We start from the raw sequence: 26,209 nt of genomic DNA on the forward strand, positions 1-26,209 counted from the left end.
TGACCCCTTGTCGAGAAATTGCATGCACTCTTCTTGTCTGTGCACGAACAAGTCCATAGCTTGATGCTCGCCCGTACCTCGAATCCCCCATGGTCATGCGAGGACTCCGTGAGCATCTCCAGACGAACCGTCATCAAGTCGGCTGTCATCGGTACCGCCGCCGTCGCCACCGCAGGGACCCTCACCTCCGCCCCCGCCGTCGCCGCCTCACCCCCGGGCGATGTCGTCGGCAAGATCACCGTCGGCTATCAGGGCTGGTTCGCCTGTATCGGCGACGGCGCCCCCATCAACAGCTGGTGGCACTGGAGCCAGAACGCCTCCCAGCCCCCGTCCCCCTCCAACACCACGCTGGTCTCCTGGCCCGACCTGCGGGAGCTGACCCGGACGTACCCGACCGCCTACGCCAACCTCGGCAACGGGCAGACGGCCAGTCTCTTCTCGTCCTGGGACCAGGGGACCGTCGACACCCACTTCCAGTGGATGCGCGACCACGGCTGTGACACGGCCGCCCTCCAGCGCTTCAACCCCTTCGGTGCGGAGGGGCCCACCCGCGACGGCATGGCGCAGAAGGTGCGGCAGTCGGCGGAGGCGTACGGCCGGAAGTTCTACATCATGTACGACGTCACCGACTGGACGGCGATGCAGAGCCAGATCAAGGAGGACTGGACGAACAAGATGCGGGCGCACACCGCGTCGTCCGCCTACGCCCGCCAGAACGGCAAACCCGTCGTCTGCATCTGGGGCTTCGGCTTCAGCGACCCGGGCCGCCCCTTCGCCCCCGCCCCCTGCAAGGACGTCGTCGACTGGTTCAAGGCGCAGGGCTGCTACGTCATCGGAGGCGTCCCCACGCACTGGCGCAACGGCGTCGAGGACTCCCGCCCCGGGTTCCAGGAGGTGTACCGCTCCTTCGACATGATCTCGCCCTGGATGGTGGGCCGGATCTCCGATGTCGCCGGCGCGGACCGCTTCCTGCGCGACCTCAACACCCCCGACCTCGCCGACTGCGCCGCGCGGGGCGTCGACTACCAGCCCTGTGTCATCCCCGGCGACCTCCAGTCCGGCCACCGCCGCCACGGGGATCTGATGTGGCGGCAGTTCTACAACCTGACCGGGCTCGGGGTGCAGGGCTTCTACATCTCCATGTTCGACGAGTTCAACGAGGGCAACCAGATCGCCAAGACCGCCGAGACCCAGGCCCAGATCCCCACCGGCTCGGGCATCCGAGCCCTGGACGAGGACGGCACGGCCTGCTCCTCCGACTACTATCTCCGCCTCACCGCCGACGGCGGCCGGATGCTCAAGGGCCAGCTCGCGCTGACCGCCGTCCGCCCCACCGTCCCCTACCCGGGCGGCGGCCCCCAGCCCCCCACCGGCGATCTCGCCCTGCGCCGGACCGTCACCGCCAGCGGCCACACCCAGGTCTACGTCCCCGGCAACGCGGTCGACGGCGACGCGGCCACGTACTGGGAGAGCGTCAACAACGCGTTCCCCCAGTGGATCCAGGTCGACCTGGGCGCGGACCGGAGCGTCGGCCGCCTCGTCCTGACCCTGCCGCCCAACCCGGCCTGGGCCACCCGCACCCAGACCCTCGCCGTCCTCGGCTCCACCAACGGCACGACCTTCACCACCCTGTCCGCCGCGACGGGCCGCACGTTCAACCCGGCCACGGGCAACACGGTCACCATCACGCTGCCCGCCGCCGCGACGGCCCGGTACGTCCGCGTCCAGATCACCGCGAACACGGGGTGGCCGGCGGGGCAGTTGTCGGGGTTGGGGGTGTTCAGCGTCTGAGCGTGTGGGGTGGGCAACCCCGGGGCTGCCGACCGGGGTTGCCTGTGGCGCGATGCCCGGACCCGTTTTGACTGCCGTCAACGCCTGCTTGAGCATGCCTGCTGGACCAGTCCCTCAGTTCATCAGTCCACCAGTTGACGGGAAGTCGGTCATGGCACTGCCGAAGTATGACCAGATCGCATCCGATGTGCGGGGGCGCATCGTCCGGGGCGAGATGCGGCCGGGTGACTCGCTGCCGTCCGAACGTGAGCTGACGGAGCGCTGGAAGGTGTCGCGGGCGACCGTCGTACGCGCGCTGGAGGTGCTCCGGAACGAGGGTCTCATCGAGACGCGCCAGGGGAACGGGAAGCAGCGTGCGGGAGCGGACACCCCGCGCTCGAACAGCGGGTGAGCGCTACCGAACCGCTGTGGCCACCGGCCACCTCCATACGGACGGTGAGCGCACCGACATCCTCGGGGCGGACATGGTGCCTGCCCCGGACGATGCGGCGACGGCGCTCGGTGTCACCCCGGGCGACCAGGTCGCGCGCAGGGAGCGGGTGACGTTCGAGGGTGAACAACCGACCTCCGTGAGCTGTTCGTGGTTCACGTCAGCCGTCGCCGAGGTCGCACCACGATTGCTTCAGCGTGAGCGGGTGCGCGAGGGGACAACCCGCTACGTCGAGATGCAGACGGGCCGTCGCCCGCACACCGGTCGCGACTGGTGGACCTCCCGACTCGCGACGGACCGGGAGTGCGAATTGCTGACGCTCCAGGCACCGGCGGCCGTGGCCGAAGTGCGGCATGTCTCCTATGACGCGGACGGCCAGCCGCTGGCGTACGAGGTGGCCATTACTCCGGCGGGTCGATGGGCACGGACGGAGGAGTATGCGATGGCTGACTGAACGTCGGATTACGAAGTCGGCATGCGTGCCAACGCTGTTGGCGCGACAACGACGTACCTTGGTAGAGGCCGCTGCGCGGCGTGCAGAGTCGGGCGCAGACATGTCGGAAGTGCCGCCTTCCGCTCAAGCGCCTGACTCCGTTGCTGCCGGAATCAGAACGCGTAAGGGTCCTCGTTGAGCGCGTCGACGATGTGATGGAGGACGTCCCGCACCCCCATCGGAGCGCCGGGCAATTCGTCCCCTCTGCGGGCGATGGCTGACAGCAGGTTCAGGCTGACTACGGATGACATCTCGTTGATGGCGTGGGTGAGCTTCATTCCCTCATCCTCGGCCGCTTGCCATGACTTTTCCTTGAGCAGGCAAGCCAGCAGGCGCACAGCGGCGACATTTCGGTACCCAACCTGAGCATTGCAGGTAGGGGCCAATGCTCGCTCTAGAATGGGAATCGCTTGGCGTGAGTTCCCGGATTCATGCAACGCTCGACCCTGCTGTCGGTCGATTTCTTGCTCCGTGATCCACCATGCCCAGTGCGGCCCGTCCTCCGGCGCGCCTTCCTGGAGGAGAGAGCGTGCCCGCCCAAAGGTTCTCTGAGCCTCCGAGTCAAGCCCCGAGCCGGCAAGGCCCTGTGCCTCCCTGGCCCGGAAAATGGCCTCAACGCCAGGTGCAAGCGGCCCCCTGTCGAGGACGGACCTGGCAATGGCCAGCTCCTCGCGCGACCGCCCGACCCAGCCTGACAGCATTGCCTGATTCTGTAGGGAAATCAGCTCGATCGAGCGATCTCCGCATAGGTTCGAGAGGAATAGAGCCTCCTGATTGAACCGCCTTGCTGCACCGAATTCTCCTGCGTTGAAAAGAGCCCACCCGGCAATCTCGGCCAACTCTGCCGCAGCCGACTGTATGTCCCGTTCCTCTTTCTGCGTGTACGTGCCCTCGCCGATGCGGCGATGCACCGACTTGTAGGAGCGGGCTGCCGTTTCGGCGATGGGCAGGCCGTTCACCTCATTGTCCAGAGCGATAAGATGCTGAGACAGCCCGCGAATGGTGCCAGCGAAATCCTCTCCGCGCTCTTGATATGAGGCCGATTGGCGTTCGCTCGACGGTGATTTCGCGGCCCGCCTCTCTCGCGCAGCCGCATCTGTTAACTCGCCATGTGTGCCGAGTAGTTTGTCGAGCCCTCTTGTCAATTGCAGAGACGGCCGCTGCTTGCCATTGAGAACTCGACTCAGATACGACACGTCGTAGTTCAGCATTCTGGCAGCGCCCCGCAGGCTCACACCCTGAGCGGCCAAGGCCGCGCGCGCCCGTGTTGGAAAGTCGTCCATGGCCACTCCGGAAGGTGTTGACCGTTGACTGCCGAGTCTAGTCAACGCTGGTCAACTCCCGCAGTTCTGCGACGGTTCGACAGCGTGAGGAGAGCAAGAACCCCCGCGACGCGGCAAACGTCCGGGGGCATGGTCAACCTGACGGAAGCAGGTCAACATGGTGAAGCCTATCCGCATGCTCCTGGCCGGGGTGCTGGGCGTCTTACTGCCGGGCAAGGGGAGGCGTCGGGCGGGTGCGCGTCCGGGTTCTGTGGCTACCGCGAGGTGCCCGTACGCGTCTCGTTCCGGCCGTGCGCCCCGGTCGCCCCACGGGCTGTGCGGCTTGCTGGACGGGGCCGGTACGGCGCTGATCCGCCCCTATGTGCTCGCCGCCGAGGGCGGGGAGGGGGCCCGGTGAACGTCGGTACCCGGCCCGCGTCGGGTGAGTCGCGCATGACCATCGAGATCTACCGGGTGGGCCCGGACGGTAAGCGGATCGGTCCCGTCGTGCGTCGCGTGTTCCGGGGTGTTCCCGGGCCGTTGATGCTGGTGTCGGACCGCTGGCCGCCGTGCCGCTGCCCGCGCTGCCTCGGCGTCCGGCCGGACGTTCCCGGGTTCGCCGGACGGGAGGCGTGACGCGATGTCCCCGCACGATGAACCGAAGCGTCGGCGCTGCGGCGCACCGGGCCGGATGCCGGTCGACCTGGTCGCGTTGATGCTCGCGCACATCCCCGACACCAGTGACCCCCGGGTGTCGGTGAGCGTCGACCTGTGCTGCCAGCTGGAGGAACACGACACCGGCCCGCATCTCGATCTGACCTGGGAGCTGGACGACGCCGGCTATGGCGAGGTGTGGGCCCAGTGGCCGGAGGGCGGTCCGGCCGAGCAGGTGCTCGTGCTGCCGGACTGCGATGCCGTCAGCGGACCCACCCCGAAGGACGTGGCCTGCATGCTCTACGAGGATCACCAGGGCTGCCACACCTTCGAATACTCCGGCACCGACCGGGCGGCGGCGGACGGGTCCGAGGCCGCCGCGGAGAGCGACCCGCACGGTACGCCGTAGTACACACCCCGTCCGCCCGGGGCACGGCAGGGCCCCGGGCGCCGGTCGCCGTCCACCCCAAAAAACGCCGTGCGGCCGAGCGTCGCGCGGCGGCACTCTGAACGCATGCCTCGCTGGAAGCTCTACGACAACTGGTACGCGGATCTGCCCGGTCTCAGCGTCGGGCAGTTGCGCGAGCGACGGGACTTTGCCGCCGGGCGGGCCGAGCAGGCCGTGGCGCGGGGCATGGGGCGTAGCCCCAAGAGTGGGCGGGAGTGGCGGCGGAAGCTTCGGGCCGTCGAGGAGGAGCTGGTGCGGCGGGGTGTGGGGGAGGAGTAGCCGGGCTACGGCGTGAGGCGTTGTTCGCTGGGCGCGGGCGGCTGGGCCGTCGTCGTCCTCAATGTCTCGAACGCCGTCGCCGTCGCGCTCGCCGGTTCGGCCTGGTAGACGATCAGTTGCTGGTGCGGGGCCCCGTTGACCGTGAACGCCGCGAAGGCGATGTGGAGGTCGCCGACCCGGGGGTGCTTGAGGTGCTTGCCCTCCTGGGACTTGCTCTTGACGTCGTGGCGGGGCCACAGGTCGGCGAACTCCTCGCTCGCTTCCGACAGGGTCGCCACGACCTCGGCGATCCGCTCGGAGGCGGGATCATGGCCGTAGGCGGCCCGCAGCTCGGCGACACAGGAGTGCGCCGCGCGCTCCCACTCCTGGTAGAAGTCCTGTCCGGCGGGGTCGGCGAACACCATCCGGGCGAGGTTGTCGAACCGGGCGAACCCGCTGTGCAGGGCCACCGCGAGGGAGTTGGCCGCCATGATGTCGAGCGCCGGGCCGATCACGAACGCGGGGGTGTGCTCCCAGCCGTCCATCAGTTGGAGGAGCTGCGGGCTGACGGATGAATCGCCCCGGTCGCGAGGGCGTTGCGAGGGGGCCAGGCAGAGGCGGTTGAGGTGGTCCGTCGCCTCCGCGTCGAGCTTCAGCGCCTGCGCCACGGCGTCCAGGACCTGCGGCGACGGGCTGCTCTCCCGGCCCTGCTCCAGCCGTATGTAGTAGTCGGAGCTGACCCCGGCGAGCAGCGCGACTTCCTCTCTGCGCAATCCCGGTACCCGGCGCCGCCCGTGCTCGGGCAGACCGACGTCATGCGGTTTCAGGGCTTCTCGGCGACCTCTGAGGAAATCACCCAAGGGCGTGCCAGTGCTCATACGGCAAGAGTAGGTGCCTTTCCGGCCCCGAGAACCGTCATCGCCCGAATTCGCGGCCAGCGACGCCTTATCTACGAAGAGTGATGAGGGGGAGATGTTTGTGGTGAATGCGGGGTGTGCCGGGCGCCGCGTTCCTGGGTGTGACGCACCCACCGTCGGGCGTCCTTCGCCCCTTCTGTTCCCCCTAGCCTTGACAGTATGGAAAAAGATATGCACGCCGACCCGGTAGGAGGGCTGGGCCGGTTCTTGCGCTCCCGCAGAGAGCGGCTCAGCCCCTCGGCGGCCGGGCTGTCCGGCGGAGGGCGGCGCCGGGTGCCCGGTCTGCGCCGCGACGAGGTCGCGGTGCTCGCCGGGGTCAGCGCGAGCTACTACGGCCGGCTGGAGCAGGGCCGTGAACGCAGCCCCTCACCCCGGGTACTGGAGGCCCTCGCCCGCGCCCTGCGGCTCGGCGACGACGACCGGGCGGAACTCCTCCGGCTGGCCCGGCCCGCCGCCCGCCGTACCAAACCCCCCGCTCGCGTCGAGCGGGTCCGGCCGCATCTGCGGTGGCTGATCGAGAGCTGGACCGCCGCCCCGGCCTTCGTCATCGGCCACGCCCAGGACCTGCTCGCCACCAACGCCCTGGCCGACGCCCTCCACCGGGACTTCGCCCGGCACGACAACATCCTGTCCATGCTCTTCCTGGACCCCGCCGCGAAGACCTTCCACCGCGACGCCCGCCGGGCCGGGGAACGGGCCGTCGCCGACCTCCAGCAGGCCGCCGCACACGCCCCGCAGGACCCCCGCGTCATGGAACTCGTCGGCGAACTCGCCGTCCGTAGCGTCGAGTTCCGCTCGCTCTGGGCCCGCGAGCACCCCAGGATCCCGCCCCACGACCTCCTCCGGGTCCGCCACTCCCTCGTGGGCGACCTGGAACTGCGGCACGAGTCCCTCGACATCCGCAGCGCGCCGGGCCAGCGACTCGTCATCCTCCAGGCCGAGCCGGGCTCCCCCTCCGCCGACGGGCTGGCCCTGCTGGGTTCGTTCAGCGCGCCCGGATCCGCGGGGCCCTGAGGCGGTTGTCCGGGCCTCGGCCCCGAGCCTGGGTGCGGCACACCCAGGAAAAGCACGGCCTTCATCCCGTCCTCCTCCCCGGGCAGACTCGAAAACGTCAGCAGGAAATCCCCGAAAGGGAACCTGGAAGGGAGCCTGGAAGGGACCCCCGAAAGGGAGTCCTGAAAGGGGCCCTGGAAAGGGTTCCCGAAGCGGGCTCCCCATCGGAGTCCCGAAAAGGGGCCCGTCGGAAAGGGATTTCCGGTCCGGTAAGGGAAGAGACGGAAGAAGGTTCACCCCATGGCTACTTGGTTCGTCACCGGCGCCTCGCGTGGAATCGGCGCGGAAATCGCTCGGGCCGCCCTGGCCGAGGGAAACAATGTCGTGGTCGCCGTACGGAATCCGGAGCGGGTGCCGGACGATCTGAAGGACTCGGAGCGCGTCTTCGCGGTCGCCCTGGACGTCACCGACCACGACAGCATCCCGGCGGCGGTCGATGCCGCCGTGACGCGGTTCGGCGGCATCGATGTCCTGGTCAACAACGCCGGGCGGGGGCTGCTCGGCGCGCTTGAGGAGATCACCGACGCGGAGGCCCGGTCGCTGTTCGACCTCAATGTGTTCGGGCTGATCAATGTCACCCGTGCCGTGCTGCCGGTCATGCGCAAGCAGGGCTCGGGCCGACTGGTGCACATCGGCTCCCGTTCCGGTTTCGAGGGCGAGCCCGGCGTCAGCCTCTACTGCGCCTCGAAATTCGCCGTCGCCGGGATCAGTGAGGCACTCTCCGTCGAGATGGCGCCGTTCGGGATCCAGTCGATGGTGGTCGAACCCGGCGTCTTCCGCACCGACTTCCTCGACTCCAGCTCCCTCTCCGTCGCCCGGAACCGTATCTCCGACTACGACGACACCCCCGCCCATGTGACGCTCGACTGGATCGACCGGGCGAACCACGCCCAGCTCGGCGACCCCGTCAAGGGCGCCGCGCTCATCGTCGAGGTCGGCTCCGCCGAGTCGCTGCCCACCCACCTCTATCTCGGGCGGGACACCCTGGAGCGGCTGGACGTCAAGTACCAGCAGGTGCAGGCCGACCTCGCCCCCTGGCGCGAGAAGTCCGCCGCGACCGGGCACGACGACGCCGCCGCCTGATCCATCACGGATCAGTCCCTCTCGGGCCACGGCCCTCCCCCCCCACACGCCCATCAGCACCATCACCACTCAGAACGAGGTCCCCTCATGTCTTCTTCGTCTTCTTCTTCGTCCTCCTCCGCGCTGCTCACCGGTACCCCCCTGGCCGGGCGGGTCGCCGTCGTCTCCGGTGCGTCCAGCGGCATGGGTGCCGTCACCGCCGAACGGCTCGCCGCGCTCGGTGCCACCGTCGTCGTCCTCGCCCGGCGCAAGGAGCGGCTGGACGACGTGGTCAAGAACATCGAGGCCGCCGGGGGCACCGCGCTCGCGCTGGCCGTCGATGTCACCGACCGGGCCGCCGTCCAGTCCGCCGCCGACCAGGTCGCCGACCGCTTCGGCAGGGCCGACCTGGTGTTCAACAACGCCGGTGTCCAGCTCGTCTCCGGTATCGAGGAACTCAAGGTCGACGAGTGGCAGCGCCAGATCGACCTCAACATCGGCGGCCTGATGAACGTCATCGCCGCGTTCGTCCCGCAGCTGACCGAGGTCGCCGCGCAGGGCAGGCCCGCCGATCTGATCAACACCTCCTCCATCGCGGCCACCCGCATCCTGGAGAAGTTCTCCGTCTACTCCGGCACCAAGGCGTACATCAGCCACCTCACCCGCCTGCTCCGCGTCGAACTCGGCCGCAAGATGGTCCGTGTCGCCACCATCGAGCCCGGCATGGTCGACACCGAACTCCCCGACCATGTCACCGACCCCGACGCCTCCAAGCTGATGGCCGACCTGATCCACGACATCGAGGTCCTCCAGTCCGCCGACATCGCCGAGACCGTCGCCTTCATGGCCGCCGTCCCGCGCCATGTCAACCTCACCGAGATCACCATCCTGCCCACCGCCCAGGCCATCTGAGCGGAGACAGTCCCGCACATCAGGGCGGGGGAGGGACAGCCGGACGCTGTCCCTCCCCCGCCCTGACGTGTGGTCCCGGCCGCGCCCCGCCCTTGACCCTCCCCGTGCGTCAGGGCGCAGAGTCGGTGGCATGGACGAGCAACTGACCGTGGGACGCGTGGCCGCGCTGGCCGGCGTCAGTGTCCGCACCCTGCACCACTACGACCGGATCGGCCTCGTCCGGCCCTCCGCGCGGACCCCGGCCGGATACCGGGCCTACTCCGCGGGTGATGTGGAGCGGCTGCGGGAGGTGCTCGCCTACCGTCGGCTCGGCTTCGGGCTCCGTGAGATCACGGACCTCGTCGACGACCCGGCCACCGACACCGTCGCCCAGCTGCGCCGGCTGCGCGGGCTGCTGCTGGACCGGCGCGACCGCGCCGCCGCCATGGCGGCGGCCATCGACCGAGAACTGGAGGCACGTGCCATGGGGATCAGTACCCCGCCGGAGGAGCAACTGAAAATGGTCGGCCCGCGGTTGTACGAGGCCATCGGCGCCGCCTACCCGGCCACCCGGCGCACCGAGCCGCGGATCGCCGCCCAGGTCTGGGAGGCGCTCGGGGACGCCCGTACGGTGCTGAACGTGGGCGCGGGCACCGGGTCCTACGAACCCCCGGACCGTGAGGTGACCGCGGTGGAACCCTCGGCGGTGATGCGCGCCCGGCGTCCCGGGGGCGCGGCGCCGTGCGTGGCGGCCACGGCGGAGCGGCTGCCGTTCCGGGACGGGGCCTTCGACGCGGCGATGGCCTTCAGCACCGTCCATCACTGGCAGGACCCGGTCGCCGGGCTGCGCGAGATGCGGCGGGTGGCCCGGCGCGTCGTGGTGTTCACCCACGACGCCGGTGACACCGCCTGGCGGCAGCGGTTCTGGCTCACCCGCGACTATCTGCCCGAGGTGTCCGGCCTGGTCGACGGACGGCCCCCGGTGGAGCGGCTGGCCGCGGCGATCGGTGCCCGGATGGAGCCGGTCCTCATCCCCTGGGACTGCGCCGACGGCTTCTTCGAGGCCCACTGGCGGCGCCCCGAGTCCTATCTGGACGAGCGGGTGCGGCGCGCGGTGTCGGTGTGGACCAGGGTGGGGCCACGGGCCGAGGCGCGTGCGGTGAGCGGGCTCCGGGACGACCTCGCCACGGGCCGCTGGGCGGAACGCAACCGGGAACTCGTCGCCCTGGACGCGGCGGAACTGGGCCTGCGTCTCCTCGTGGCCTGAACGGAAACGCCGATCGCGCCCACCGCATCCTTCATGCGGTGGGCGCGATCGGCGATCAGGGGGGGGGGCTCAGGCGGCCGGGGTGTTCAGTACGTACTCCCGCGAGGCGCGCACCTCCTCGCGCAGGGCGGTGACGTCGACGTCCAGGACCTGGCCGTCCCACTTGCGGGGCTCTCCGTCGATGAGGACGGCGCTGATGTTGCGGGCGTCGGAGCCGAGCACGATGGTGCCGATGGGGTCGTTGAGGGGCATGTTGTTGAGGTCCTCGGCGCGGATGACCAGGAGGTCGGCCTTCTTGCCGGGGGTGAGGGAGCCGGTGACGGAGGCCAGGCCGTTGGTGCGGGCGCCCTGGAGGGTGGCGAAGTCCAGGACGTCATGGGTGGTGATCCGGGAGGGCTGCCGGTCGGTGCCGTAGGCGGCGTTGACCGCGCGCATCCGCTGGATGGCGTGCAGGGCCCGCATCTGGGCGAACATATCGCTGGCCAGGGCGACTTCGACGTCGATGCTCAGCCCCGGGCGGATCCCGGCGGCCAGTGCCTCGTCCACGGCCGGGATCGCCGTCTCCAGACCGATCTGCGCGTCGGAGGTCGGCGCGAGGGCGACGGTGGTGCCGGTCCCGCCCATCGCCCGCCATGCCTCGGGGGTCAGCCCGGTGGAGTGGATGAGGGTGACATCGGGGCCGAGGATGCCGTCCTTGGCCCAGCGCAGGACCGCGTCGGAGGAGGCCGTGCCGAAGACGGCGTCCACGCTCACCCCGATGCCCAAGTCGGCTGCAGTGCGGGCGAGTTCGGGGCCGTAGGCGAGTGCCGGGCCGGAGATCTCGTCGGTCGCCAGGGCCGCCAGGCGCAGGGTGAGCAACTGGTCGTCGCTGCTGAAGTACCGGCCCTTGAGGCGGGCCAGATCGCCGGGCCACTGCCGGTCCCAGTCGCCGAAGTGCGGGCCCATGGAGGCGTGCACGCCCCGGATGCCGGTACCGAGGAGGGCCTCGATCGCGGCCTCGGAGTGCTCGCGGGTACGGGAGTTGTGGGAGAAGTCGAGCATCGTGGTGATGCCGCTGTCGATCGCGGTGAGGGCGGCGAGCCTGGTGCCGACGAACATGTCCTGGGGCCGGTAGACGGTGGCGTACCCGGCGAGGGTGGCCATGACATAGCCGCCGAGGTCGTCCACGTCCGGCATGATCCGGCGCAGCTGGGCCTCCCAGGCGTGCCGATGGGTGTCGATGAAACCGGGGGCGAGGATCGTGCCGGTGGCGTCCACGACGACGGCGTCCCCCGCGTCGAGGGCGGGGCCGACGGCGGTGATCGTGTTCCCCTCGACCAGGAGGTCGGCGCCGTCGAGGACACCGAGGGCGGGGTCCATGGTGACGACGGTCGCGCCGGTGAACAGGATGCGCCGCCGGTCGGCGGGCCGCCGCCGGATCTCTTCGAGGAGGGCGGGGCCGGTGGTGGTGTCCTTGGGGGCGTTCATGAGGTCTGCCTTCTGGGAGAGGGGAGAGGGGAGAGGGGAGAGGGGAGAGGGGAGAGGGGAGAGGGGGCCGGGGGGAAGGGGGGGAAGGGGGGAGGGGGATCGGCGAGGGGGCTCAGCCGAGCTTCATGACGTAGCCCGCGTGGTGGAGTTCGTCGTCGCGGAACTCGCCGTAGGCCCAGAAGCCGAGGTCGTCCAGGTAGTCGATGCGGTCGCCGTCGATCCAGTAGCGGCCCTGGTAGGCGTGCGGGCGTCCGCCCCGGGTCTCGTCGTAGCGGCCGTCGGCGGTGAGTTCCTGGTGCAGGAAGTCGTTGCGGTCGATCCAGACGCCGACGCGGGGGTCGCCGGTCAGGTCCTGGGGGGCCGGGGTGCCGGTGCCGGGCGTGGTGGCGGCCGGGGCCGGGAGGTCGGCGCCCGCCCACCGCACCGGGCGCCCGGCGGCGACGAGGGCGCGGACCCGCTCCGGGTGGGTCATCAGCGTGGCCACCGCGCTCGGTACGTCGGCGGCGAACTCGTCCGGCAGCACCAGGAAGTCGGAGGTGTTGCCCGGCGTCAGGGCCGCCACGTACGCGGAGCGCCGGTCGCGGCCTCCTGCCAGGGCCACGGTGTCCACGACGGCGGGGGTGATGGTCAGCCCGGCGCAGTCCACGACGATGGCGTTGTCGTCCCCGGCGGCGGTGATGATGCCGGGGCCGACCCCCACCAGCAGCGCGCCGACGAAGAGCAGATCGGCGCCGGTCAGGGTGCCGATCAGCGGGTCCATCGTCAGGACACGGGCGTTGGTGAACAGGACGGGGCGGCCTTCGTCGTTGGAGAGGATCTCCTCCAGGGCCGCGGGGTTCCAGCTCGCGGTGGTGCTGGTGCTGGTGCTGGTGCCGATGGCGCTGTCGCTGATGGTCATGGCGTGCTCCTCGATGGGTCGCCTCGTCGCCGCGCCGGCTGCGGGAGCGAGCGTCGGCGGGGGTGGGAGGCGGGTGGGTTGGTGTGCGGCGGCTGGGGCAGCGGCCTGACCATCAGGTTCGTCGCGCGGCGGGGAGGTAACCAGGCCGCTGTGTCCCTAGGTGTCCGGCACCCAGGAAGCCCCCTCCCGGGGGAGCGGCGGCCTGGTTGCCGTCGGCGGCCGGGCGGATCGTGGCGGCATGACCAGCAACGACACACCCAGCCCACCGCACGCTCACCCCAACCCCCACCCCCACCCGTTCGTGGGGATGTGGGTGACCGCCGATGGCTTCATCCGGCAGGAGCTACGTGCGGACGGCCGCTACGACGAGGCCCGCGGCGCCCGCCGGAGCGCCTACACCGGCAGCTACACCGTCACCGGCGCCCATATCGACTACGTGGACGACACCGGCTTCACCGCGACCGGGGACGTCCGGGACGGGGTTCTCCACCATGAGCATCTGATCCTCTACCGCGAGGGCGGGGCGGGGGCGTGACGGGGGGCCGGAGGGACTGCCCCGCGTAGTTCCGTTGGCCTACGCTTCGGCTCATGGGGGCGACGGCGACGAACTGGAACGGCGTCCGGGAGCGGGTGCAGGCCCTGGCCCGTGCTGATGAGGCGCGGAAGGTCTTCGGGGCGTGGGGCACGTACGGGGGAACGGGTCATCGCTTCAGGCTCGCCGACCCGCTGCCGGAGGCGGGTGTCGCCGAGGCGGAGGCCCAGTGGGGGGTCTCGCTGCCCGCGGACTACCGGGCCTTCCTCCTCGAAGTCGGTGCCGGTGGTGCCGGACCGTTCTACGGGCTCGCGACCCTGTCCCGCACACGAAGGACCGGCTGGCTGTGGAGCGACCCCGGCGGCGGTACCGCCCATGAGCGGCTGCGCCTCCCCTTCCCGGACGAGGAGGAGAGCGCGCGTGCCCAGGCGGACCACGAGCGCGACGAACCCCTCCCCTCCCGCTTCGAGGACGAGACGGCCTTCGACGCGGCGTACCGTGCCTGGCTGGTCGAGGACGAGAAGCTGTCCGAGCGGCTGCTCTCCGGCGCCCTGTGCCTGAGCCACGAAGGGTGCGGCTCCTTCCACTGGCTCGTCGTGTCCGGGGCGCGGCGCGGGCAGGTGTGGCTCGACGAGCGGGCCGGGGACGGACGCCTCGGTCGGCTCGGGCAGACCGGATTCGCCGACTGGTATCTCGGCTGGGTCGAGAGGACCGAAGCCCAAGTGGCGCGGGGCCGCGGTGAGGGCGGAAACCGCCCCGACGCCAGTACTGCCGCTAAGGGCTGAACCTCTACCCGTACGTGCCGACTCCCGTCCCGCCCCGCGCCCCCACCCGCACCCCCGGGCAAGCTGCTGCACCGCCACCCGCCACCGATACCCACCCCCCCGCCACAGCCTCCCTCCCCCCCGGCCACAGCCACTAACACCCACCACCCACCACCCACCACCACCCACCCCGCCCCGGAAGGCAGCCAGTGATGCGTATCCAGGCAGCGGTCCTGAGGGGGCCCGCCGAACCCTTGGCCGTCGAGGACATCGAGTTGGAGGAACCCGGGCCCGGCGAGTTACTGGTCCGGGTCGTCGGGGCCGGGCTCTGTCATACCGACATCGGGCAGCGCAGGCACCCGGCGCTGCCGCGTCCGCTGGTGCTCGGGCACGAGGGCGCCGGGGTGGTCGAGGCGGTGGGGCCCGGGGTGACCCGGATCCGGACCGGCGATCACGTGGTGATGAGCTTCGACTCGTGCGGCGGCGGCTGCGGCCCCTGCCTGGAGGGCTCCCCCTCCTACTGCGACGAGTTCATGGTCCGCAATCTGTCCGGCGCCCGCCCGGACGGTACGACCGGTGCCACCGACGCGAAGGGGGCGCCGGTCGGGGCCCGCTGGTTCGGGCAGTCGTCCTTCGCCACCCACGCGCTGGCCACCGAACGCAATCTGGTCGTGGTGGACCCCGCCCTGCCTCTCGAACTGCTCGGCCCCCTGGGCTGCGGCCTCCAGACCGGCGCCGGAGCGGTCCTCAACTGCCTTCCGGTGCGGCCGGGTGAGGCGTTCGCCGTGTTCGGGGCGGGAGCCGTCGGGCTCGCGGCGGTGATGGCCGCGAAGGTCGCCGGTGCCTCCGACATCGTCGCCGTCGATCTGCACCCCGGCCGTCGCGCCCTGGCCGCCGAACTGGGGGCCACCCGCGTGCTGGACGGCGCCGATCCCGAACTGGCCGCCGCCCTCGGGAAGGTCCACCACTGCCTCGACACCACCGGCGTCACCTCGGTGATGGCCACCGCGGTGGCGGCGCTGCACACCGGCGGCAGCTGCGGTCTGGTCGCCGCGGGCGGCGGCGAACTCGTGCTGCGGCCCGAGGCGCTGGTCGGCCGCAGCGTCCGCTTCATCCTCGAAGGCGACGCCATTCCCCGGCGGTTCATCCCCCAGCTGATCGCGCTCTGGCAGCAGGACCGTTTCCCCTTCGACCGGCTGATCCGCACCTACCCGCTCACCGACATCGACACGGCCGAACGCGCCGCCGCCGACGGCTCCACCGTCAAGCCCGTCCTGATCCCCTAGGAGGAACGATGCACCAGACGCTCCGTACGTCCCGGATGACCGTCGGCGGCTCGGCGCTCGCGGGGACCGGCACCTTCGAGGTGATCGACCCCGCCACCGGCGAGCCCTTCGCCCAGGCCCCCGACTGCACCCCCGACCAGCTCGACCTGGCGATGCGGGCCGCCGCCGACGCGTTCCGCACCTGGCGACGCGACGACGACGCCCGGCGCGAGTGTCTGAGACAGGCGGCCGATGTGATGGAGGCCGCCACCGACACCCTCGCCCCGCTCCTCACCGCCGAGCAGGGCAAGCCGCTCGCCGATGCCCGGCGCGAGGTCGCCAATTCCGCCGTCTGGCTGCGCTACTACGCCGATCTCGAACTGCCCCGCGAGATCGTCCAGGACGACGCCGGGGGCTACGCCGAGATACTCCACCGCCCGCTGGGCGTGGTCGCCGCCATCACCCCGTGGAACTTCCCCCTCATCCTGGCCACCTGGAAGATCGCCCCGGCGCTGCGGGCGGGCAACACCATGGTGGTCAAGCCCTCCCCCCACACCCCGCTCGCCACCCTCGCCATGGGCGAAGTGCTCCAGGAGGCGCTGCCCCCGGGCGTCCTGAACGTCGTCTCCGGCCGCGACCCGCTCGGCGCCCTGATGACCGCCCACCCCGTGCCCCGCAAGGTCAGCTTCACCGGCTCCACGGCCACCGGCAGACGCGTCGCCGCGACCGCCGCCGACGATCTCAAGCGCCTCACCCTCGAACTCGGCGGCAACGACCCCGCCCTGATCCTCGACGACGCCGACCCCCAGGAGATAGCCGACAGCCTCTTCTGGGCCGCGTTCGCCAACAACGGCCAGTTCTGCCTGGCCGTCAAACGCGTCTACGCCCCCGAGAGCCTCTACGACGACCTGGTCGAGGCCCTCGCCGACCGCGCCCGCAGTGTCCGCGTCGACACCGGCACCGCCGAGGGCGTCCAGCTCGGGCCGCTCAACAACCGCGCCCAGTACGACCGGGTGTCCGAGCTGGTCGCCGACGCGCTGCACCACGGCGCCACCGCCGCCGCGGGCGGCGCCCCGCTGGACCGGCCCGGCTACTTCTACGCCCCCACCATCCTCTCCGGCCTCTCCGACGGCACCCGCGTCGTCGACGAGGAACAGTTCGGCCCCGCCCTGCCCGTCATCGCCTACCGAGACCTGGACGACGCCATCGAGCGCGCCAACACCGGCGACTACGGTCTGACCGCCTCGGTCTGGTCCCCCGACCTGGACCGCGCCGCGAAGGTCGCCACCGAGCTGGACGCCGGTCAGGTCGCCGTCAACATCCACGGCCTCGGCGTCCGCCCCGACCTCCCCTTCGGCGGCCACAAGCAGAGCGGCCTGGGGGTGGAGAACGGTCACTGGGGGCTGCACGGCTACACCGACATCCAGGTCCTCACCCGGCCCGCGAAGCCGGAGGCGGCGGCCGAATGACGACGGGCGCCGTGGCAACGGGGTGGGGTGCCCGCTCTTGACAGGCCGACGCCATGGCTGGATTACTGGGGACCATATCTTTCACCGAACGTTCGGTCGGTGCACCGGTAGGCAGGCAGGTAGGCAGGTAGACCGATCGACGGGTGGGCACACCTTCCGGTGACGGCGAAGGAGGCGGTCATGGACGACGCCGACCGTTCCGAACGGTTCGAGCAGCTCGCCTCCGAAGCCTTCGCGCCCCTGCGCATCCGTCCCGCCGGGCGCCTCCCCGCCCCGCCCGGGGCCTGCGGCACCCTGCGCAGCGCCCGCCCCGGCAAGGTGCTCGTCACCCGGATCACCGGGGGGCCGTGCACCGTCCGGCGCCCGCCGTCCCTGATCGGCTCCGGCGATCCCGAACTGGTGAAGGTGGCGCTGTACGGCACCGGGCGGGCGGGGGTCGAGCAGGACGGCCGCCAGTGCCTGACCTCCCCCGGCGACCTGGTCGTCTACGAGACCGTACGGCCCTATGAGCTGCGCTTCTGGGACCCGTTCGATCTCGTCGTGCTCGCCATCCCGCGCTCCCTGCTCGGGCCGCACACCGATCCGCTGCCCTCCCGTACCGCCTCCGCCGTGCCCACCGACGGCGGGGGGCGGCGGCTGGCCGCCGCGCTGCTGCGGGACACCGCGAGCGACCTGGACGCCTGCGCGGGCAGCGGCGGCCCGCATCTCGCCGACGCCCTGGTGTCCGTCGTCCTCTCCGCCCTGGCCGAGCAGCGGCCCGCCGCCCGCCCGGCGGAGGATCTCGCGGACCGGATCCTCACCCACTGCCTGGGCCGGCTCTCCGACCCGGGGCTGTCACCGGAGTCCGTGGCCCGCGCGCACCACATCTCGGTGCGCTATCTGCACAAGCTGCTCCAGCGGCGCGGGATCTCCTTCGCCGCCTGGGTCAGGAGCCGCAGACTGGAACGCATCCGCCGGGACCTGGCGGACCCCGCCCTCGCGGACCGGGGGGTGTCGGTGATCGCCGCCGGGTGGGGCATCCTCGACGCCACCCACCTCAGCCGCGCCCTGCGCGCCGCGTACGGGCAGAGCGCGGCCGAGATCCGGCGCGAGGGCCCGCGGTCCTGAGGGGCGGGGAGGGCCTGTGGTTCTGGGAGGAGGAGGCCCTGCGGCCCTGAGATGACGGGTCAGGCCGTCGGGTCCCCGGTGTGCGTGGCGTCCGGGTCGTAGGCCGGGTCGGCCAGCATGGTGTGCAGCTGGCGGCGGCGGACGCCCATGTTCCCCCCGTCGAAGAGCGGATAGGCCAGGGTGTCCTGGAGGATGCCGGCGAGCGGGTTCTCATGGGTGTAGCTCTCCATGCCGACCACCCGCATCAGATCGGTGACCACCCGCACCGCGGTCTCCGAGCCGAACACCTTGGCGTGCAGGGCGAGTTCGGTGGCGGCGGGGCTGCCGGTGTCCAGGGCGTGGCAGGCCCGCCAGGACAGCCAGCGCACGGCCTCCATCGCCGACTTGGCGTCCGCCAGCGCGTACCCGACGGCCTGATGGTCGATGATCGGCACCGCCCCGGCCCGCCGCTCCCGCCGGGCGAAGGCGAGGGCGTAGGCGAAGGCCGCGCGCATCCTGGCCAGCGCGAACACCCCGACCAGCGCGGCCGTGGGCACGAAGCTGCCCGCCACGATCGCCCGTCCCGCACCCGGGGCGCCCAGCAGGTGCCGCTCGGGCACCCGGACGTCCCGCAGGGTGATCTCCGGGGTCTGATGGGCGCGATGGCCGAGGAGGTCGAGACTGTCGTCCAGGGTGAGGCCGGGGACCGGGCCGGGGACCAGGATGACGGAGAGCGCCTCGCCGGGCGGCGCCGCCGGATCCGTACGGCAGACCACGGCGAGCAGGTCGGGGCCCTCGCCGTCCCAGCCGCCGGCGCTGGACACCCACCTCTTGCGGCCGTTGATGACCCACTCGCCGCGCGCCTCGTCCAGGACGGCGGTGGTGCGGACGCCGTCGGCGGGCGCGGGGGCGTCGTAGTTGGCGCTGCCGCCGGGCTCGCTGAAGGCGAACGCGGCGAGCGGGGCGCCGGAGGGCTCCAGGAAGCGGCCGAAGTGCTCCCCGGTCTGCTCCGGCGTTCCGGCGGCCATCAGCGGGGTCAGCCCGAGGGTGACCGCGAAGAGGGTCAGGGACACATTGGCGTCGACGGCGATGAACTCCTCCGCGACCAGGGCGAGATCGACCATGCCGCGCCCCTCGCCGCCCAGCGGTTCGGGCAGGATCCGGCGCAGCCAGCCCTCGGCGACGGCCTGTTCGTAGATCGGCCGGGTGGCCCGCCAGCGCTCCTCGGGGTCGCCGAGGGCGTGGGTGGCGGGGCCGACGCCGGTCAGCGCCCGCTGGGCGAAGTCCCTTGCCTGCGCGCGGAGGTGCTGCTGTTCGGGGGTGAGGGTGAAGTCGATGGCCATGGGACGCTCCCTTGCTGGTGCTGCTGCCGGGCTCAGTGGTGGCTGGTCCAGATGCTCTTGACCTCGGTGTACGCCTCGATCGCCTCCCATCCCATCTCCCGGCCGATACCGGAGGACTTGGTGCCGCCCCAGGCCGCCGCCGCGTCGAGTCCCTGCATCATGTTGATCCAGACCGTGCCCGCCTTGACCTGCCGGGCCAGCCGGTTGGCGGTGCCTATGTCACGGGACCAGACGGCGGCGGCGAGCCCGTACTCGGAGTCGTTCGCGAGCCCGGCCAGCTCCTCCGGGTCGTCGTACGGCATCACGGCGAGCACCGGGCCGAAGATCTCCTCGCGGGCGATCCGCATGTCCTGCCCGACGCCCGCGAAGACGGTCGGCTCGTAGAAGAAGCCGCCGGGGGGTGTGGTGGCGGGGCGGTGCCCGCCGGTGAGGAGCGCGGCGCCCTCGTCCCGCCCGGCGGCGACATAGCGGGCGGTCTGCTCGACCTGCTCCGCCGAGACCAGCGGGCCGAGCTGGGTCGCCGGGTCCAGCCCGTCGCCGAGCCGCAGCGACGCCGCCGCCCCGGCCAGCTTCTCCGCGAACTCGTCGTGCCGCGCGCTGTCCACATAGAAGCGGGTGTACGCGGCGCAGACCTGCCCGGAGTTGAGGAGCCCGCCGAGCAGATTGCCCTGGACGGCCGCGTCGAGGTCGGCGTCGGCGGCGATCACGCTCGGCGCCTTGCCGCCCAGCTCCAGCGAGACCTTCTTCAGCGCCCGGCCGCACTCGGCGCCGATCTCCCGCCCGACGGCGGTGGACCCGGTGAAGGAGATCTTCTTCACGAGCGGGTGCCGGACCAGGGCCTTTCCCGTCTCCGGCCCTCCGGTCACCACGTTCACCACCCCCGCCGGGACCCCGGCCCGCTCGATCAGCTCGGCGAGGCGCAGGGTGGACAGCGGGGTCTGCTCGGCCGGTTTGATGACCACGGTGTTGCCGGTGGCGAGCGCGGGCGCCAGCTTCCACACCAGGATCATCAGCGGGAAGTTCCACGGCGTGATCAGCCCGCACACCCCGAGCGGCTCGCGGACGGTGCGGTGATCGGCGTCGGGGATGGACAGCGGGGAGGACACTCCCGTGATCTTGGTGACCCACCCGGCGTAGTACCGGAAGTGCTCGATCGCGTTCGGCACCGAGAACCCGGCGCTGACGCCGAGCGGCTGCCCCTGGTCGAGGGTCTCCAGCCGGGCCAGTTCCTCGGCGTGCTCCTCCAGCAGATCGGCCACCTTCAGCAGCAGCCGCGCCCTGGCCGCGGGCAGCAGCCCGGCCCACCCGGGTGAGGCGAACGCCGCCGCGGCGGCCCGCACCGCGCTGTCCACGTCCGCCGCGGTCGCGTCCGGGAGGTCGGCGATGACCTCGCCGGTCGCGGGGTTGAGGGTGGGGAAGGTGGCGGTCGTGGTGCCGGTGGTCCAGTCGCCGCCGATGAGCATTTCGGCGCGGATGCCGGTGGGGACACCGGTGGGGGTGCCCGTGGGGGTGCTCAAGGGAGTGGGAGTGCGCATCGCTGGGGTCCCTCCGAGGGGGTGGGGTGGGCGGGAGTGGTGGCGGAAATCTAGGCGGGGGGTGGGCGGGGGCGGTCACCACCGGGCGCACGGGAAGTCGCCATCGCGCGCACGCCCCGCATCGCGTGCCTGCCTCGTATCGCGCGCCCGCCCCTGCGGTGAGTCCCCGCGGTCAGTCCTCGGTGGTGAGCGCCGGATAGTCGGTGTAGCCCTCGGGGCCGCCGCCGTAGAACCCGGCCGGGCGGATCTCGTTGAGCGGTGCCCCGGCGCGGCAGCGGGTGACCAGGTCGGGGTTGGCGAGGAAGTCCCGGCCGAAGGAGACCAGGTCGGCGCCGTGCGCGAGGGCGTGCGCGGCGGCCTCCGGCTTGGCGGGCTCGGACGGCGGCGGGGTGACCATGAGGGCCGACGGCCACAACTCCCGCAGCGCGCCGTCCAGTTCCGTACCCGTCGCCCCGAGGTGGAGGTACGCGATCCCCAGCGGCGCGAGCGCGCGGACCAGGGTCGTGTAGGTGCCGTACGGATCGCTCTCGCTGAGGCCGCCGAAGGGGTGCGACGGCGAGATCCGCACCCCCACCCGGTGCGGGCCGACCGCTTCGGCGACGGCCCGGGTGATCTCGACGGTGAGCCGGACGCGGCCCTCGGCGTCCCCGCCCCAGCGGTCGGTGCGGAGATTGGCGTTCTCGGCGAGGAACTGGTGCAGCAGATAGCCGTTGGCGGCGTGGATCTCGACCCCGTCCGTCCCGGCGGCCACCGCACGCTCCGCCGCCCGCGCGAAGCCGTCGATCAGGGCGGCGAGGGCCCGCTCGGTGAGCGCGGCCGGGGTGACGGCCGGTACCCGCCCGTCGGAGGTGTGGACGAGGGTGTGGGCGGCGGCGACGGCCGAGGGGGCGACGGGGTGGGTGCCCTCGGGGAGGAAGGCGGGGTGCGCCAGTCGGCCCGCGTGCATGAGCTGGAGGAAGACCCGTCCGCCCGCCGTGTGCACGGCGTCCGCGATCCGCGCCCATCCGGCCTGGTGGGCGTCGGTGAACAGACCGGGCGCGGCGGGACCGATGGCACCGCCGGGGACGGGGTGGGTGCCCTCGGCCACGATCAGTCCGGCCGTGGCGCGCTGGGCGTAGTGGACGGCCATCAGCGCGCTCGGGGTGCCGTCGGGGTGCGCGCGGGCCCTGCTCATGGGGGCCATGACCATACGGTTGGGCAGGGTGAGCGCACCGAGCCGGACGGGCTCGAAGAGGGCGGCGGGCGCGGGCACGGGGGTCACTCCCTCTCGGCGGACGGATCTCTTCGGCGGACGGGCCTCGGCGGTGGACGGACTTCGGGGGTTCCGGGCCTCGGCGGTTCCAGTACCTCGGCGGCGGACGGGCCTCAGCGGTTTCCGGACCTCAGCGGTTCCGTACCTCGAAGGTGGACGGGCCTCAGAGGCCCCAGACCTCCGCGAGCAGCGCGTACGAGCGCAGCCGGGCGTCGAAGTCCCAGGCCTCGCTGAGGATCATCAGCTCGTCGGCGCCGGTGCGGGCGGCCAGCTCCGCCAGCCCGCGGCGGACGGTGTCCGGCGTCCCGACATAGGACTCGGCGAGCATGGCGCCGACCATCCCCGCCTCCTGCGGTGTCCACAGGCTGTGGATGTCGTCGACCGGCGGCCGGAACTCCATCCCGCCCCTGAAGTGGGTGAGGAACTTCTGCTGGAGCGAGGAGAAGATCCGCACCGCCTCGCGCTCGCTCTCCGCGACGACCGCGTTGGCCGCGACCATCGCGTACGGCTCCGCCAGCGCGGCCGACGGCCGGAACGCGGACCGGTACAGCTCCAGGGCCGTGCCGAGCTGGTCGGGCGCGAAGTGGGAGGCGAAGACGAACGGCAGCCCCTCCCGGGCGGCGAGCGCCGCGCCGAAGGTGCTGGAGCCGAGGACGTACACGGGTACGCCCGACCCCTCCCCGGGAATCGCCCGCACCCGGCGGTCGGGGGAGCCGGGCGCGAGATGGCCGCGCAACTCCGCGACCTGCCCGGGGAAGTCGCCGCCCCCGCCCGCCTCGCGGCGCAGCGCCCGCGCGGTCCAGGGGTCGGCGCCGGGGGCGCGGCCGAGGCCGAGGTCGATCCGGCCGGGGTGGTAGGCGGCCAGCGTCCCGAACTGCTCGGCGACGACATAGGGGGCGTGGTTGGGCAGCATGATGCCGCCCGCGCCGACCGTGATCCGCTCGGTGGCGGCGGCGACCTGCCCGATGATGACCGAGGTCGCGGAGCTGGCCATGGCGGGGGTGTTGTGGTGCTCGGAGATCCAGAAGCGCCGGTAGCCGTGCGATTCGGCGGCGCGGGCCAGCGCGACGGTGTTCTCCAGCGCCTCCACGGGGGAGTGACCGACGCGGACGGGGGCGAGGTCGAGCACGGAGAGGGGGATGCGGGGTGGGGCGTCGGGGGTGCGGGTCGTGGGGTCGGGGGTGCGGTTCATGTCGGTTCTTCTCCACTGGACGGGGCCCCTCGGCGTCCGCTCCGGGGCCCGGTTGTCGCTGGTCAGCTCACATCGAGCACGGCCTTGCCGCCGAGGCGGCTGTCGCGGACGGCGGTGAGGATGTCCTCGGTGGTCCCCGGGTCGTTCCAGTCGCCGCGTGCGGCGAGGTGCGGGCGCAGCCGTCCGGCGGCCACCTCGGACGCCAGCCAGGTGAGGTCCCGGTCGATGCCGTCGCCGGACAGCTCGAAGAAGGTGACGATCGAACGGTCGCGGCGGACGGGGTCGGCGAGCAGGGCGCCGGGCGCGAAGAGGGTCGGGGCGCCGGAGGCGGCGCCGGTCAGGACGAGGGTGCCGCCGTCGCCCAGCGCGTCGAAGGACGCGGCGAGGCCGGGGCCGCCGACCTGGTCGAGCACACCGTCGACCGGGGCGGTGACGCCCTCGGGTCCGGTGACGACCTCGTCGGCGCCGAGGGCCCGCAGCGCGTCGGCCGACCCGGGGTTGCGGGCCGCCGCGATGACCTGCGCGCCCGCGCGGGCGGCGAGCTGGACGGCGTACCGCCCGACCGCGCCCGTCGCCCCGGTGACCAGCACCCGGCGTCCGAGGACCGGCCCGAGTCCGCGCAGGGCGCGCAGGGCGGTCCCGGCGGAGACGGGCAGGGTGCTCATCGCGCCGAGGTCGGCGCCCTCGGGGACGGTGCCGATCAGCGCGGTGTCGACGGCCCGCAGCTCGGCCCAGCCCTCGGCGAGACCGAGGGTGGTGACGGGGGTGCCGGGCGGTGGCCCGGAGCCGTCGGCGGCGGCCCGCTCGACGATCCCGGCGGCGTCCCAGCCGATCACCGCCCCGTCCGGGGCGCCGGGCAGGACGTAGCGGAACTCGGCCGGGTTGGGCGAGACGGCGGTGACCCGGACGAGGGCCTGGTTCGGAGCGGGCACGGGGTCGGGGGCGGTGGCGAGGCGCAGGGGGAGGGGGCGGGAGTGATCGACGACGAGGGCGCGCATGGGGGGTCTCCTTGCTCTCTGGGGTCCGCCGGGCGGCCGTGCCGTTCACGGCCGGCCGCCCGGCAGGCCCGTGGGGAGGGGCGGTGTCAGATCTGCGGAGCGGGGTGCGGCGGGGACACGTCGAAGGACGAGTGCGCGCCGCCGAGGGCCCGGGACTCGGGCAGCCAGGAGGAGATGATCAGGCTGGTGCGGTCCATCAGCTGCTCGGTGTCCAGCGCGCCGGGCAGCAGACGGCCGAAGGGGGCGAGCCGCTCCAGGCGCTCCAGGCCCTGGGAGACGGCGGTGGCCGGGTCGGTGTCGGCGGACTTCTCGGCGACGGTGAGGATGCCGATCTGCCGCTCGCTCGGCTGGAACATCAGCCAGACGCTCGACAGCCCCTGCCGCTCCGCCTCGTCGCGGATCGCGGGCCACGCCTGGGCGAGCAGGGCCTCGACGTCATCGCCGCCGAAGGAGTAGCGCTCGAAGCGGTTGATGTGGTGGGCGGTGGCCATCGGCTTGAAGTCATGGGCGCCGGTGACCTTCCAGTAGTGCTTGTCCACACCCGGGAAGCGGGACCAGAACTTCACACCGGGCTCGGGGAACAGCTCCTCGTTGGTGAAGTGGTCGTAGTCGAGGACGTTCTCCCAGGTGTCGAAGAGATAGCGCCCGCCGATGTACTTGACGCCGGTGGCCGGGTCGAAGCGCAGCGGCGTGTACTTGTGCCGCATGCCGGGGCGGATGTCCATGTTCGGACGCTCCCGCTCCAGCATGTCGACGATCGTCTGCGTGGAGTAGCGGTCGTCCAGGGGGAAGTCGGAGGTGAAGGCGGCCTCCGCCTTGATCGGTCCGGTCTCGTAGCCACGGATGTCCATGCCATGTCCTTTCGTACGGGTGCTGCACAGGCGGCCCGCTAAACGGACCGCTCGGTCATGTTCTAGAACGTAACACACAACATGACCGTGCGGTCCGCTTAGGTAGAGTGGGGGCATGACCAGAGCCGACGCCGTGCGCAACCGACGCCTTCTGATGGACGCCGCGACCGCGGAATTCGCCGAGAACGGCATGGACGCGTCGATCACACGCATCGCGGCCCGCGCCGGGGTCGCCAAGGGGACGGTGTTCCGGCACTTCGACACCAAGGAACAACTGCTCTCCGAGATCTTCAGCGACCGCCTGGAGGAACTGGTCGCCGCAGGTGAGCGCCTCGCCGACGCCGCCGACCCACGGGCCGCCCTGCTGGAGTTCATGGAGATCGGTACGGAGATCCAGGCCCGCGACCGCTCCTTCTGCCAGGCCGCCGCCGCGCTCTCCCGCTCCGAGCCCAGCGTCCGGACCTCGCGCCAACGCCTCGCCGACGTGGCCGAGACCCTCGCCGCCCGCGCCCGGGAGGCCGGTGCGATCCGGGACGATGTCACGGGACTGGACATCGTGCTCCTGCTGAGCGCCGCCTCCCAGGCGGTCCTGAGCCTGGGCCGGGAGACCCCGGACCTGTGGCGCCGCTACCTCGCCCTCATCTTCGACGGCCTCACCCCGACGACCGCCCGTCCCCTACCGGAACCGGCCCCCAGCTGGGAGCAGTTCGCGGGGTGAGCGGGGTGGGCCTGCTGGGCGGGGTGAGCGGGGTGAGCCTGCCGAGCGGGGTGAGCGGGGTGAGCGGGGTGAGCCGACTGGGCCTGCTGGGCTGGCCGGGCTGGCTGGGGTGGCTGGGCCTGTTGAGCGGGCTGAGCGGGCTGAGCCGGCTGAGCCGGCTGGGGTGGCTGGGGTGGCTGGGCCTGCTCAGCTGCCGGGTCCGCCTGCCCCTGCCGCCCCCGCCGGGAGTAGCGCCCGCCGGGAACAGCGCCCGCCCGGAACAGCCCCTGCCCGGAACAGTGCCCGCCGGGAGTAGCGCCCGCCGGGAACAGCC

Annotated in this window: 27 protein-coding genes; 17 read left to right on the forward strand and 10 right to left on the reverse strand. The window is 72.1% G+C overall.

Annotated elements, in window-relative coordinates; all coding sequences use genetic code 11:
- The first annotated feature begins 108 nt into the window (after window positions 1-108).
- The 3 genes from ABZX40_RS16050 (at window position 109) to ABZX40_RS16060 (ending at window position 2,675) form a co-directional block, all read left to right on the forward strand.
- Window positions 109-1,791: a discoidin domain-containing protein gene (locus ABZX40_RS16050; RefSeq protein ID WP_355742142.1), complete on the forward strand. Its 1,683-nt coding sequence runs from the start codon at window positions 109-111 to the stop codon at window positions 1,789-1,791.
- Between the two features lie 151 nt (window positions 1,792-1,942).
- Window positions 1,943-2,182, forward strand: a complete 240-nt coding sequence (locus tag ABZX40_RS16055) for a GntR family transcriptional regulator (protein WP_355742145.1) — start codon at window positions 1,943-1,945, stop codon at window positions 2,180-2,182.
- A gap of 16 nt (window positions 2,183-2,198) precedes the next feature.
- Window positions 2,199-2,675 (forward strand): UTRA domain-containing protein, encoded by a 477-nt coding sequence (locus tag ABZX40_RS16060; RefSeq protein WP_355742148.1) that lies wholly within the window; start codon window positions 2,199-2,201, stop codon window positions 2,673-2,675.
- A gap of 152 nt (window positions 2,676-2,827) precedes the next feature.
- On the opposite strand, the gene ABZX40_RS16065 is transcribed toward ABZX40_RS16060, so the two are convergent.
- Window positions 2,828-3,997: a helix-turn-helix transcriptional regulator gene (locus ABZX40_RS16065; RefSeq protein ID WP_355742151.1), complete on the reverse strand. Its 1,170-nt coding sequence runs from the start codon at window positions 3,995-3,997 to the stop codon at window positions 2,828-2,830.
- Between the two features lie 432 nt (window positions 3,998-4,429).
- Between ABZX40_RS16065 and ABZX40_RS16070 the strand changes: the two genes are divergently transcribed.
- The 3 genes from ABZX40_RS16070 (at window position 4,430) to ABZX40_RS16080 (ending at window position 5,357) form a co-directional block, all read left to right on the forward strand.
- On the forward strand, window positions 4,430-4,612 hold the full coding sequence (locus ABZX40_RS16070) for a hypothetical protein (protein ID WP_355742154.1): 183 nt from the start codon (window positions 4,430-4,432) through the stop codon (window positions 4,610-4,612).
- A gap of 4 nt (window positions 4,613-4,616) precedes the next feature.
- Window positions 4,617-5,039: a hypothetical protein gene (locus ABZX40_RS16075; protein ID WP_355742157.1), complete on the forward strand. Its 423-nt coding sequence runs from the start codon at window positions 4,617-4,619 to the stop codon at window positions 5,037-5,039.
- A 105-nt stretch (window positions 5,040-5,144) separates the two neighbouring features.
- Entirely contained in the window at window positions 5,145-5,357 is a 213-nt protein-coding gene (locus ABZX40_RS16080; protein ID WP_355742160.1) for a hypothetical protein, read from the forward strand.
- A 5-nt stretch (window positions 5,358-5,362) separates the two neighbouring features.
- On the opposite strand, the gene ABZX40_RS16085 is transcribed toward ABZX40_RS16080, so the two are convergent.
- Window positions 5,363-6,214, reverse strand: coding sequence for a helix-turn-helix transcriptional regulator (locus ABZX40_RS16085; protein ID WP_355742163.1), 852 nt, complete (start codon window positions 6,212-6,214; stop codon window positions 5,363-5,365).
- Between the two features lie 198 nt (window positions 6,215-6,412).
- On the opposite strand from ABZX40_RS16085, the gene ABZX40_RS16090 reads away from it, so the two are divergent.
- The 4 genes from ABZX40_RS16090 to ABZX40_RS16105 all read left to right on the forward strand — a co-directional run bounded on the left by ABZX40_RS16090 (window position 6,413) and on the right by ABZX40_RS16105 (window position 10,526).
- Complete coding sequence (locus tag ABZX40_RS16090; protein ID WP_355742166.1) at window positions 6,413-7,267, forward strand: helix-turn-helix transcriptional regulator; 855 nt, start codon at window positions 6,413-6,415, stop codon at window positions 7,265-7,267.
- A 279-nt stretch (window positions 7,268-7,546) separates the two neighbouring features.
- On the forward strand, window positions 7,547-8,389 hold the full coding sequence (locus ABZX40_RS16095; protein WP_355742169.1) for an SDR family NAD(P)-dependent oxidoreductase: 843 nt from the start codon (window positions 7,547-7,549) through the stop codon (window positions 8,387-8,389).
- A gap of 87 nt (window positions 8,390-8,476) precedes the next feature.
- Window positions 8,477-9,280, forward strand: a complete 804-nt coding sequence (locus ABZX40_RS16100; protein ID WP_355742172.1) for an SDR family oxidoreductase — start codon at window positions 8,477-8,479, stop codon at window positions 9,278-9,280.
- A 130-nt stretch (window positions 9,281-9,410) separates the two neighbouring features.
- The gene (locus ABZX40_RS16105) at window positions 9,411-10,526 is read left to right on the forward strand and encodes a MerR family transcriptional regulator (RefSeq protein WP_355742175.1); all 1,116 of its coding nucleotides are present in this window, start codon (window positions 9,411-9,413) and stop codon (window positions 10,524-10,526) included.
- Window positions 10,527-10,595: 69 nt separating this feature from the next.
- Here the strand turns inward: ABZX40_RS16105 and ABZX40_RS16110 are convergent, their stop codons facing one another.
- Together ABZX40_RS16110 and ABZX40_RS16115 are read right to left on the reverse strand one after the other, a co-directional pair.
- Window positions 10,596-11,993, reverse strand: a complete 1,398-nt coding sequence (locus ABZX40_RS16110; protein WP_355742178.1) for an amidohydrolase family protein — start codon at window positions 11,991-11,993, stop codon at window positions 10,596-10,598.
- A gap of 112 nt (window positions 11,994-12,105) precedes the next feature.
- Entirely contained in the window at window positions 12,106-12,891 is a 786-nt protein-coding gene (locus ABZX40_RS16115; protein ID WP_355742181.1) for an Atu4866 domain-containing protein, read from the reverse strand.
- Between the two features lie 238 nt (window positions 12,892-13,129).
- Between ABZX40_RS16115 and ABZX40_RS16120 the strand changes: the two genes are divergently transcribed.
- The 5 genes from ABZX40_RS16120 to ABZX40_RS16140 all read left to right on the forward strand — a co-directional run bounded on the left by ABZX40_RS16120 (window position 13,130) and on the right by ABZX40_RS16140 (window position 18,028).
- A complete protein-coding gene (locus ABZX40_RS16120; RefSeq protein WP_355742187.1) occupies window positions 13,130-13,426 on the forward strand; it encodes an Atu4866 domain-containing protein in 297 nt (98 codons plus the stop codon).
- 53 nt (window positions 13,427-13,479) lie between these two features.
- The gene (locus ABZX40_RS16125; protein ID WP_355742190.1) at window positions 13,480-14,208 is read left to right on the forward strand and encodes an SMI1/KNR4 family protein; all 729 of its coding nucleotides are present in this window, start codon (window positions 13,480-13,482) and stop codon (window positions 14,206-14,208) included.
- 191 nt (window positions 14,209-14,399) lie between these two features.
- Window positions 14,400-15,473, forward strand: a complete 1,074-nt coding sequence (locus ABZX40_RS16130) for an NAD(P)-dependent alcohol dehydrogenase (protein WP_355742193.1) — start codon at window positions 14,400-14,402, stop codon at window positions 15,471-15,473.
- Between the two features lie 8 nt (window positions 15,474-15,481).
- Window positions 15,482-16,921, forward strand: coding sequence for an aldehyde dehydrogenase family protein (locus tag ABZX40_RS16135; protein ID WP_355742196.1), 1,440 nt, complete (start codon window positions 15,482-15,484; stop codon window positions 16,919-16,921).
- Between the two features lie 180 nt (window positions 16,922-17,101).
- Window positions 17,102-18,028, forward strand: coding sequence for a helix-turn-helix domain-containing protein (locus ABZX40_RS16140; protein ID WP_355742199.1), 927 nt, complete (start codon window positions 17,102-17,104; stop codon window positions 18,026-18,028).
- Window positions 18,029-18,087: 59 nt separating this feature from the next.
- Here ABZX40_RS16140 and ABZX40_RS16145 read toward each other — a convergent pair whose 3' ends face one another.
- The 6 genes from ABZX40_RS16145 to ABZX40_RS16170 all read right to left on the reverse strand — a co-directional run bounded on the left by ABZX40_RS16145 (window position 18,088) and on the right by ABZX40_RS16170 (window position 25,178).
- On the reverse strand, window positions 18,088-19,350 hold the full coding sequence (locus tag ABZX40_RS16145; protein WP_355742202.1) for an acyl-CoA dehydrogenase family protein: 1,263 nt from the start codon (window positions 19,348-19,350) through the stop codon (window positions 18,088-18,090).
- A 32-nt stretch (window positions 19,351-19,382) separates the two neighbouring features.
- A complete protein-coding gene (locus ABZX40_RS16150) occupies window positions 19,383-20,867 on the reverse strand; it encodes an aldehyde dehydrogenase family protein (protein ID WP_355742205.1) in 1,485 nt (494 codons plus the stop codon).
- Window positions 20,868-21,057: 190 nt separating this feature from the next.
- Window positions 21,058-22,137, reverse strand: a complete 1,080-nt coding sequence (locus tag ABZX40_RS16155; RefSeq protein WP_355742208.1) for an alkene reductase — start codon at window positions 22,135-22,137, stop codon at window positions 21,058-21,060.
- A 163-nt stretch (window positions 22,138-22,300) separates the two neighbouring features.
- On the reverse strand, window positions 22,301-23,329 hold the full coding sequence (locus tag ABZX40_RS16160) for an LLM class flavin-dependent oxidoreductase (RefSeq protein ID WP_355742211.1): 1,029 nt from the start codon (window positions 23,327-23,329) through the stop codon (window positions 22,301-22,303).
- Window positions 23,330-23,391: 62 nt separating this feature from the next.
- Window positions 23,392-24,327 (reverse strand): zinc-binding dehydrogenase, encoded by a 936-nt coding sequence (locus ABZX40_RS16165; protein ID WP_355742214.1) that lies wholly within the window; start codon window positions 24,325-24,327, stop codon window positions 23,392-23,394.
- A gap of 86 nt (window positions 24,328-24,413) precedes the next feature.
- Window positions 24,414-25,178, reverse strand: coding sequence for a hypothetical protein (locus ABZX40_RS16170; RefSeq protein ID WP_355742217.1), 765 nt, complete (start codon window positions 25,176-25,178; stop codon window positions 24,414-24,416).
- 115 nt (window positions 25,179-25,293) lie between these two features.
- On the opposite strand from ABZX40_RS16170, the gene ABZX40_RS16175 reads away from it, so the two are divergent.
- Complete coding sequence (locus tag ABZX40_RS16175; RefSeq protein ID WP_355742219.1) at window positions 25,294-25,896, forward strand: TetR family transcriptional regulator; 603 nt, start codon at window positions 25,294-25,296, stop codon at window positions 25,894-25,896.
- On the forward strand, window positions 25,893-26,209 hold a 317-nt coding region (locus tag ABZX40_RS16180; RefSeq protein ID WP_356162555.1), incomplete at its 3' end, for a hypothetical protein. The genes ABZX40_RS16175 and ABZX40_RS16180, both read left to right, overlap by 4 nt.

The sequence above is a fragment of the Streptomyces sp. NPDC004610 genome (assembly GCF_040609715.1).
In the GTDB taxonomy this organism is placed as follows: Bacteria; Actinomycetota; Actinomycetes; order Streptomycetales; family Streptomycetaceae; genus Streptomyces.

What these genes read in the sequence shown, in the direction of transcription:
- ABZX40_RS16055 (WP_355742145.1), top strand. Translation starts at nt 1,943, where the DNA reads ATGGCACTGCCGAAGTATGACCAGATCGCATCCGATGTGCGGGGGCGC.
- ABZX40_RS16065 (WP_355742151.1), bottom strand. Translation starts at nt 3,997, where the DNA reads ATGGACGACTTTCCAACACGGGCGCGCGCGGCCTTGGCCGCTCAGGGT.
- ABZX40_RS16070 (WP_355742154.1), top strand. Translation starts at nt 4,430, where the DNA reads ATGACCATCGAGATCTACCGGGTGGGCCCGGACGGTAAGCGGATCGGT.
- ABZX40_RS16075 (WP_355742157.1), top strand. Translation starts at nt 4,617, where the DNA reads ATGTCCCCGCACGATGAACCGAAGCGTCGGCGCTGCGGCGCACCGGGC.
- ABZX40_RS16080 (WP_355742160.1), top strand. Translation starts at nt 5,145, where the DNA reads ATGCCTCGCTGGAAGCTCTACGACAACTGGTACGCGGATCTGCCCGGT.
- ABZX40_RS16085 (WP_355742163.1), bottom strand. Translation starts at nt 6,214, where the DNA reads ATGAGCACTGGCACGCCCTTGGGTGATTTCCTCAGAGGTCGCCGAGAA.
- ABZX40_RS16090 (WP_355742166.1), top strand. Translation starts at nt 6,413, where the DNA reads ATGGAAAAAGATATGCACGCCGACCCGGTAGGAGGGCTGGGCCGGTTC.
- ABZX40_RS16095 (WP_355742169.1), top strand. Translation starts at nt 7,547, where the DNA reads ATGGCTACTTGGTTCGTCACCGGCGCCTCGCGTGGAATCGGCGCGGAA.
- ABZX40_RS16100 (WP_355742172.1), top strand. Translation starts at nt 8,477, where the DNA reads ATGTCTTCTTCGTCTTCTTCTTCGTCCTCCTCCGCGCTGCTCACCGGT.
- ABZX40_RS16105 (WP_355742175.1), top strand. Translation starts at nt 9,411, where the DNA reads ATGGACGAGCAACTGACCGTGGGACGCGTGGCCGCGCTGGCCGGCGTC.
- ABZX40_RS16110 (WP_355742178.1), bottom strand. Translation starts at nt 11,993, where the DNA reads ATGAACGCCCCCAAGGACACCACCACCGGCCCCGCCCTCCTCGAAGAG.
- ABZX40_RS16115 (WP_355742181.1), bottom strand. Translation starts at nt 12,891, where the DNA reads ATGACCATCAGCGACAGCGCCATCGGCACCAGCACCAGCACCAGCACC.
- ABZX40_RS16120 (WP_355742187.1), top strand. Translation starts at nt 13,130, where the DNA reads ATGACCAGCAACGACACACCCAGCCCACCGCACGCTCACCCCAACCCC.
- ABZX40_RS16125 (WP_355742190.1), top strand. Translation starts at nt 13,480, where the DNA reads ATGGGGGCGACGGCGACGAACTGGAACGGCGTCCGGGAGCGGGTGCAG.
- ABZX40_RS16130 (WP_355742193.1), top strand. Translation starts at nt 14,400, where the DNA reads ATGCGTATCCAGGCAGCGGTCCTGAGGGGGCCCGCCGAACCCTTGGCC.
- ABZX40_RS16135 (WP_355742196.1), top strand. Translation starts at nt 15,482, where the DNA reads ATGCACCAGACGCTCCGTACGTCCCGGATGACCGTCGGCGGCTCGGCG.
- ABZX40_RS16140 (WP_355742199.1), top strand. Translation starts at nt 17,102, where the DNA reads ATGGACGACGCCGACCGTTCCGAACGGTTCGAGCAGCTCGCCTCCGAA.
- ABZX40_RS16145 (WP_355742202.1), bottom strand. Translation starts at nt 19,350, where the DNA reads ATGGCCATCGACTTCACCCTCACCCCCGAACAGCAGCACCTCCGCGCG.
- ABZX40_RS16160 (WP_355742211.1), bottom strand. Translation starts at nt 23,329, where the DNA reads ATGAACCGCACCCCCGACCCCACGACCCGCACCCCCGACGCCCCACCC.
- ABZX40_RS16165 (WP_355742214.1), bottom strand. Translation starts at nt 24,327, where the DNA reads ATGCGCGCCCTCGTCGTCGATCACTCCCGCCCCCTCCCCCTGCGCCTC.
- ABZX40_RS16170 (WP_355742217.1), bottom strand. Translation starts at nt 25,178, where the DNA reads ATGGACATCCGTGGCTACGAGACCGGACCGATCAAGGCGGAGGCCGCC.
- ABZX40_RS16175 (WP_355742219.1), top strand. Translation starts at nt 25,294, where the DNA reads ATGACCAGAGCCGACGCCGTGCGCAACCGACGCCTTCTGATGGACGCC.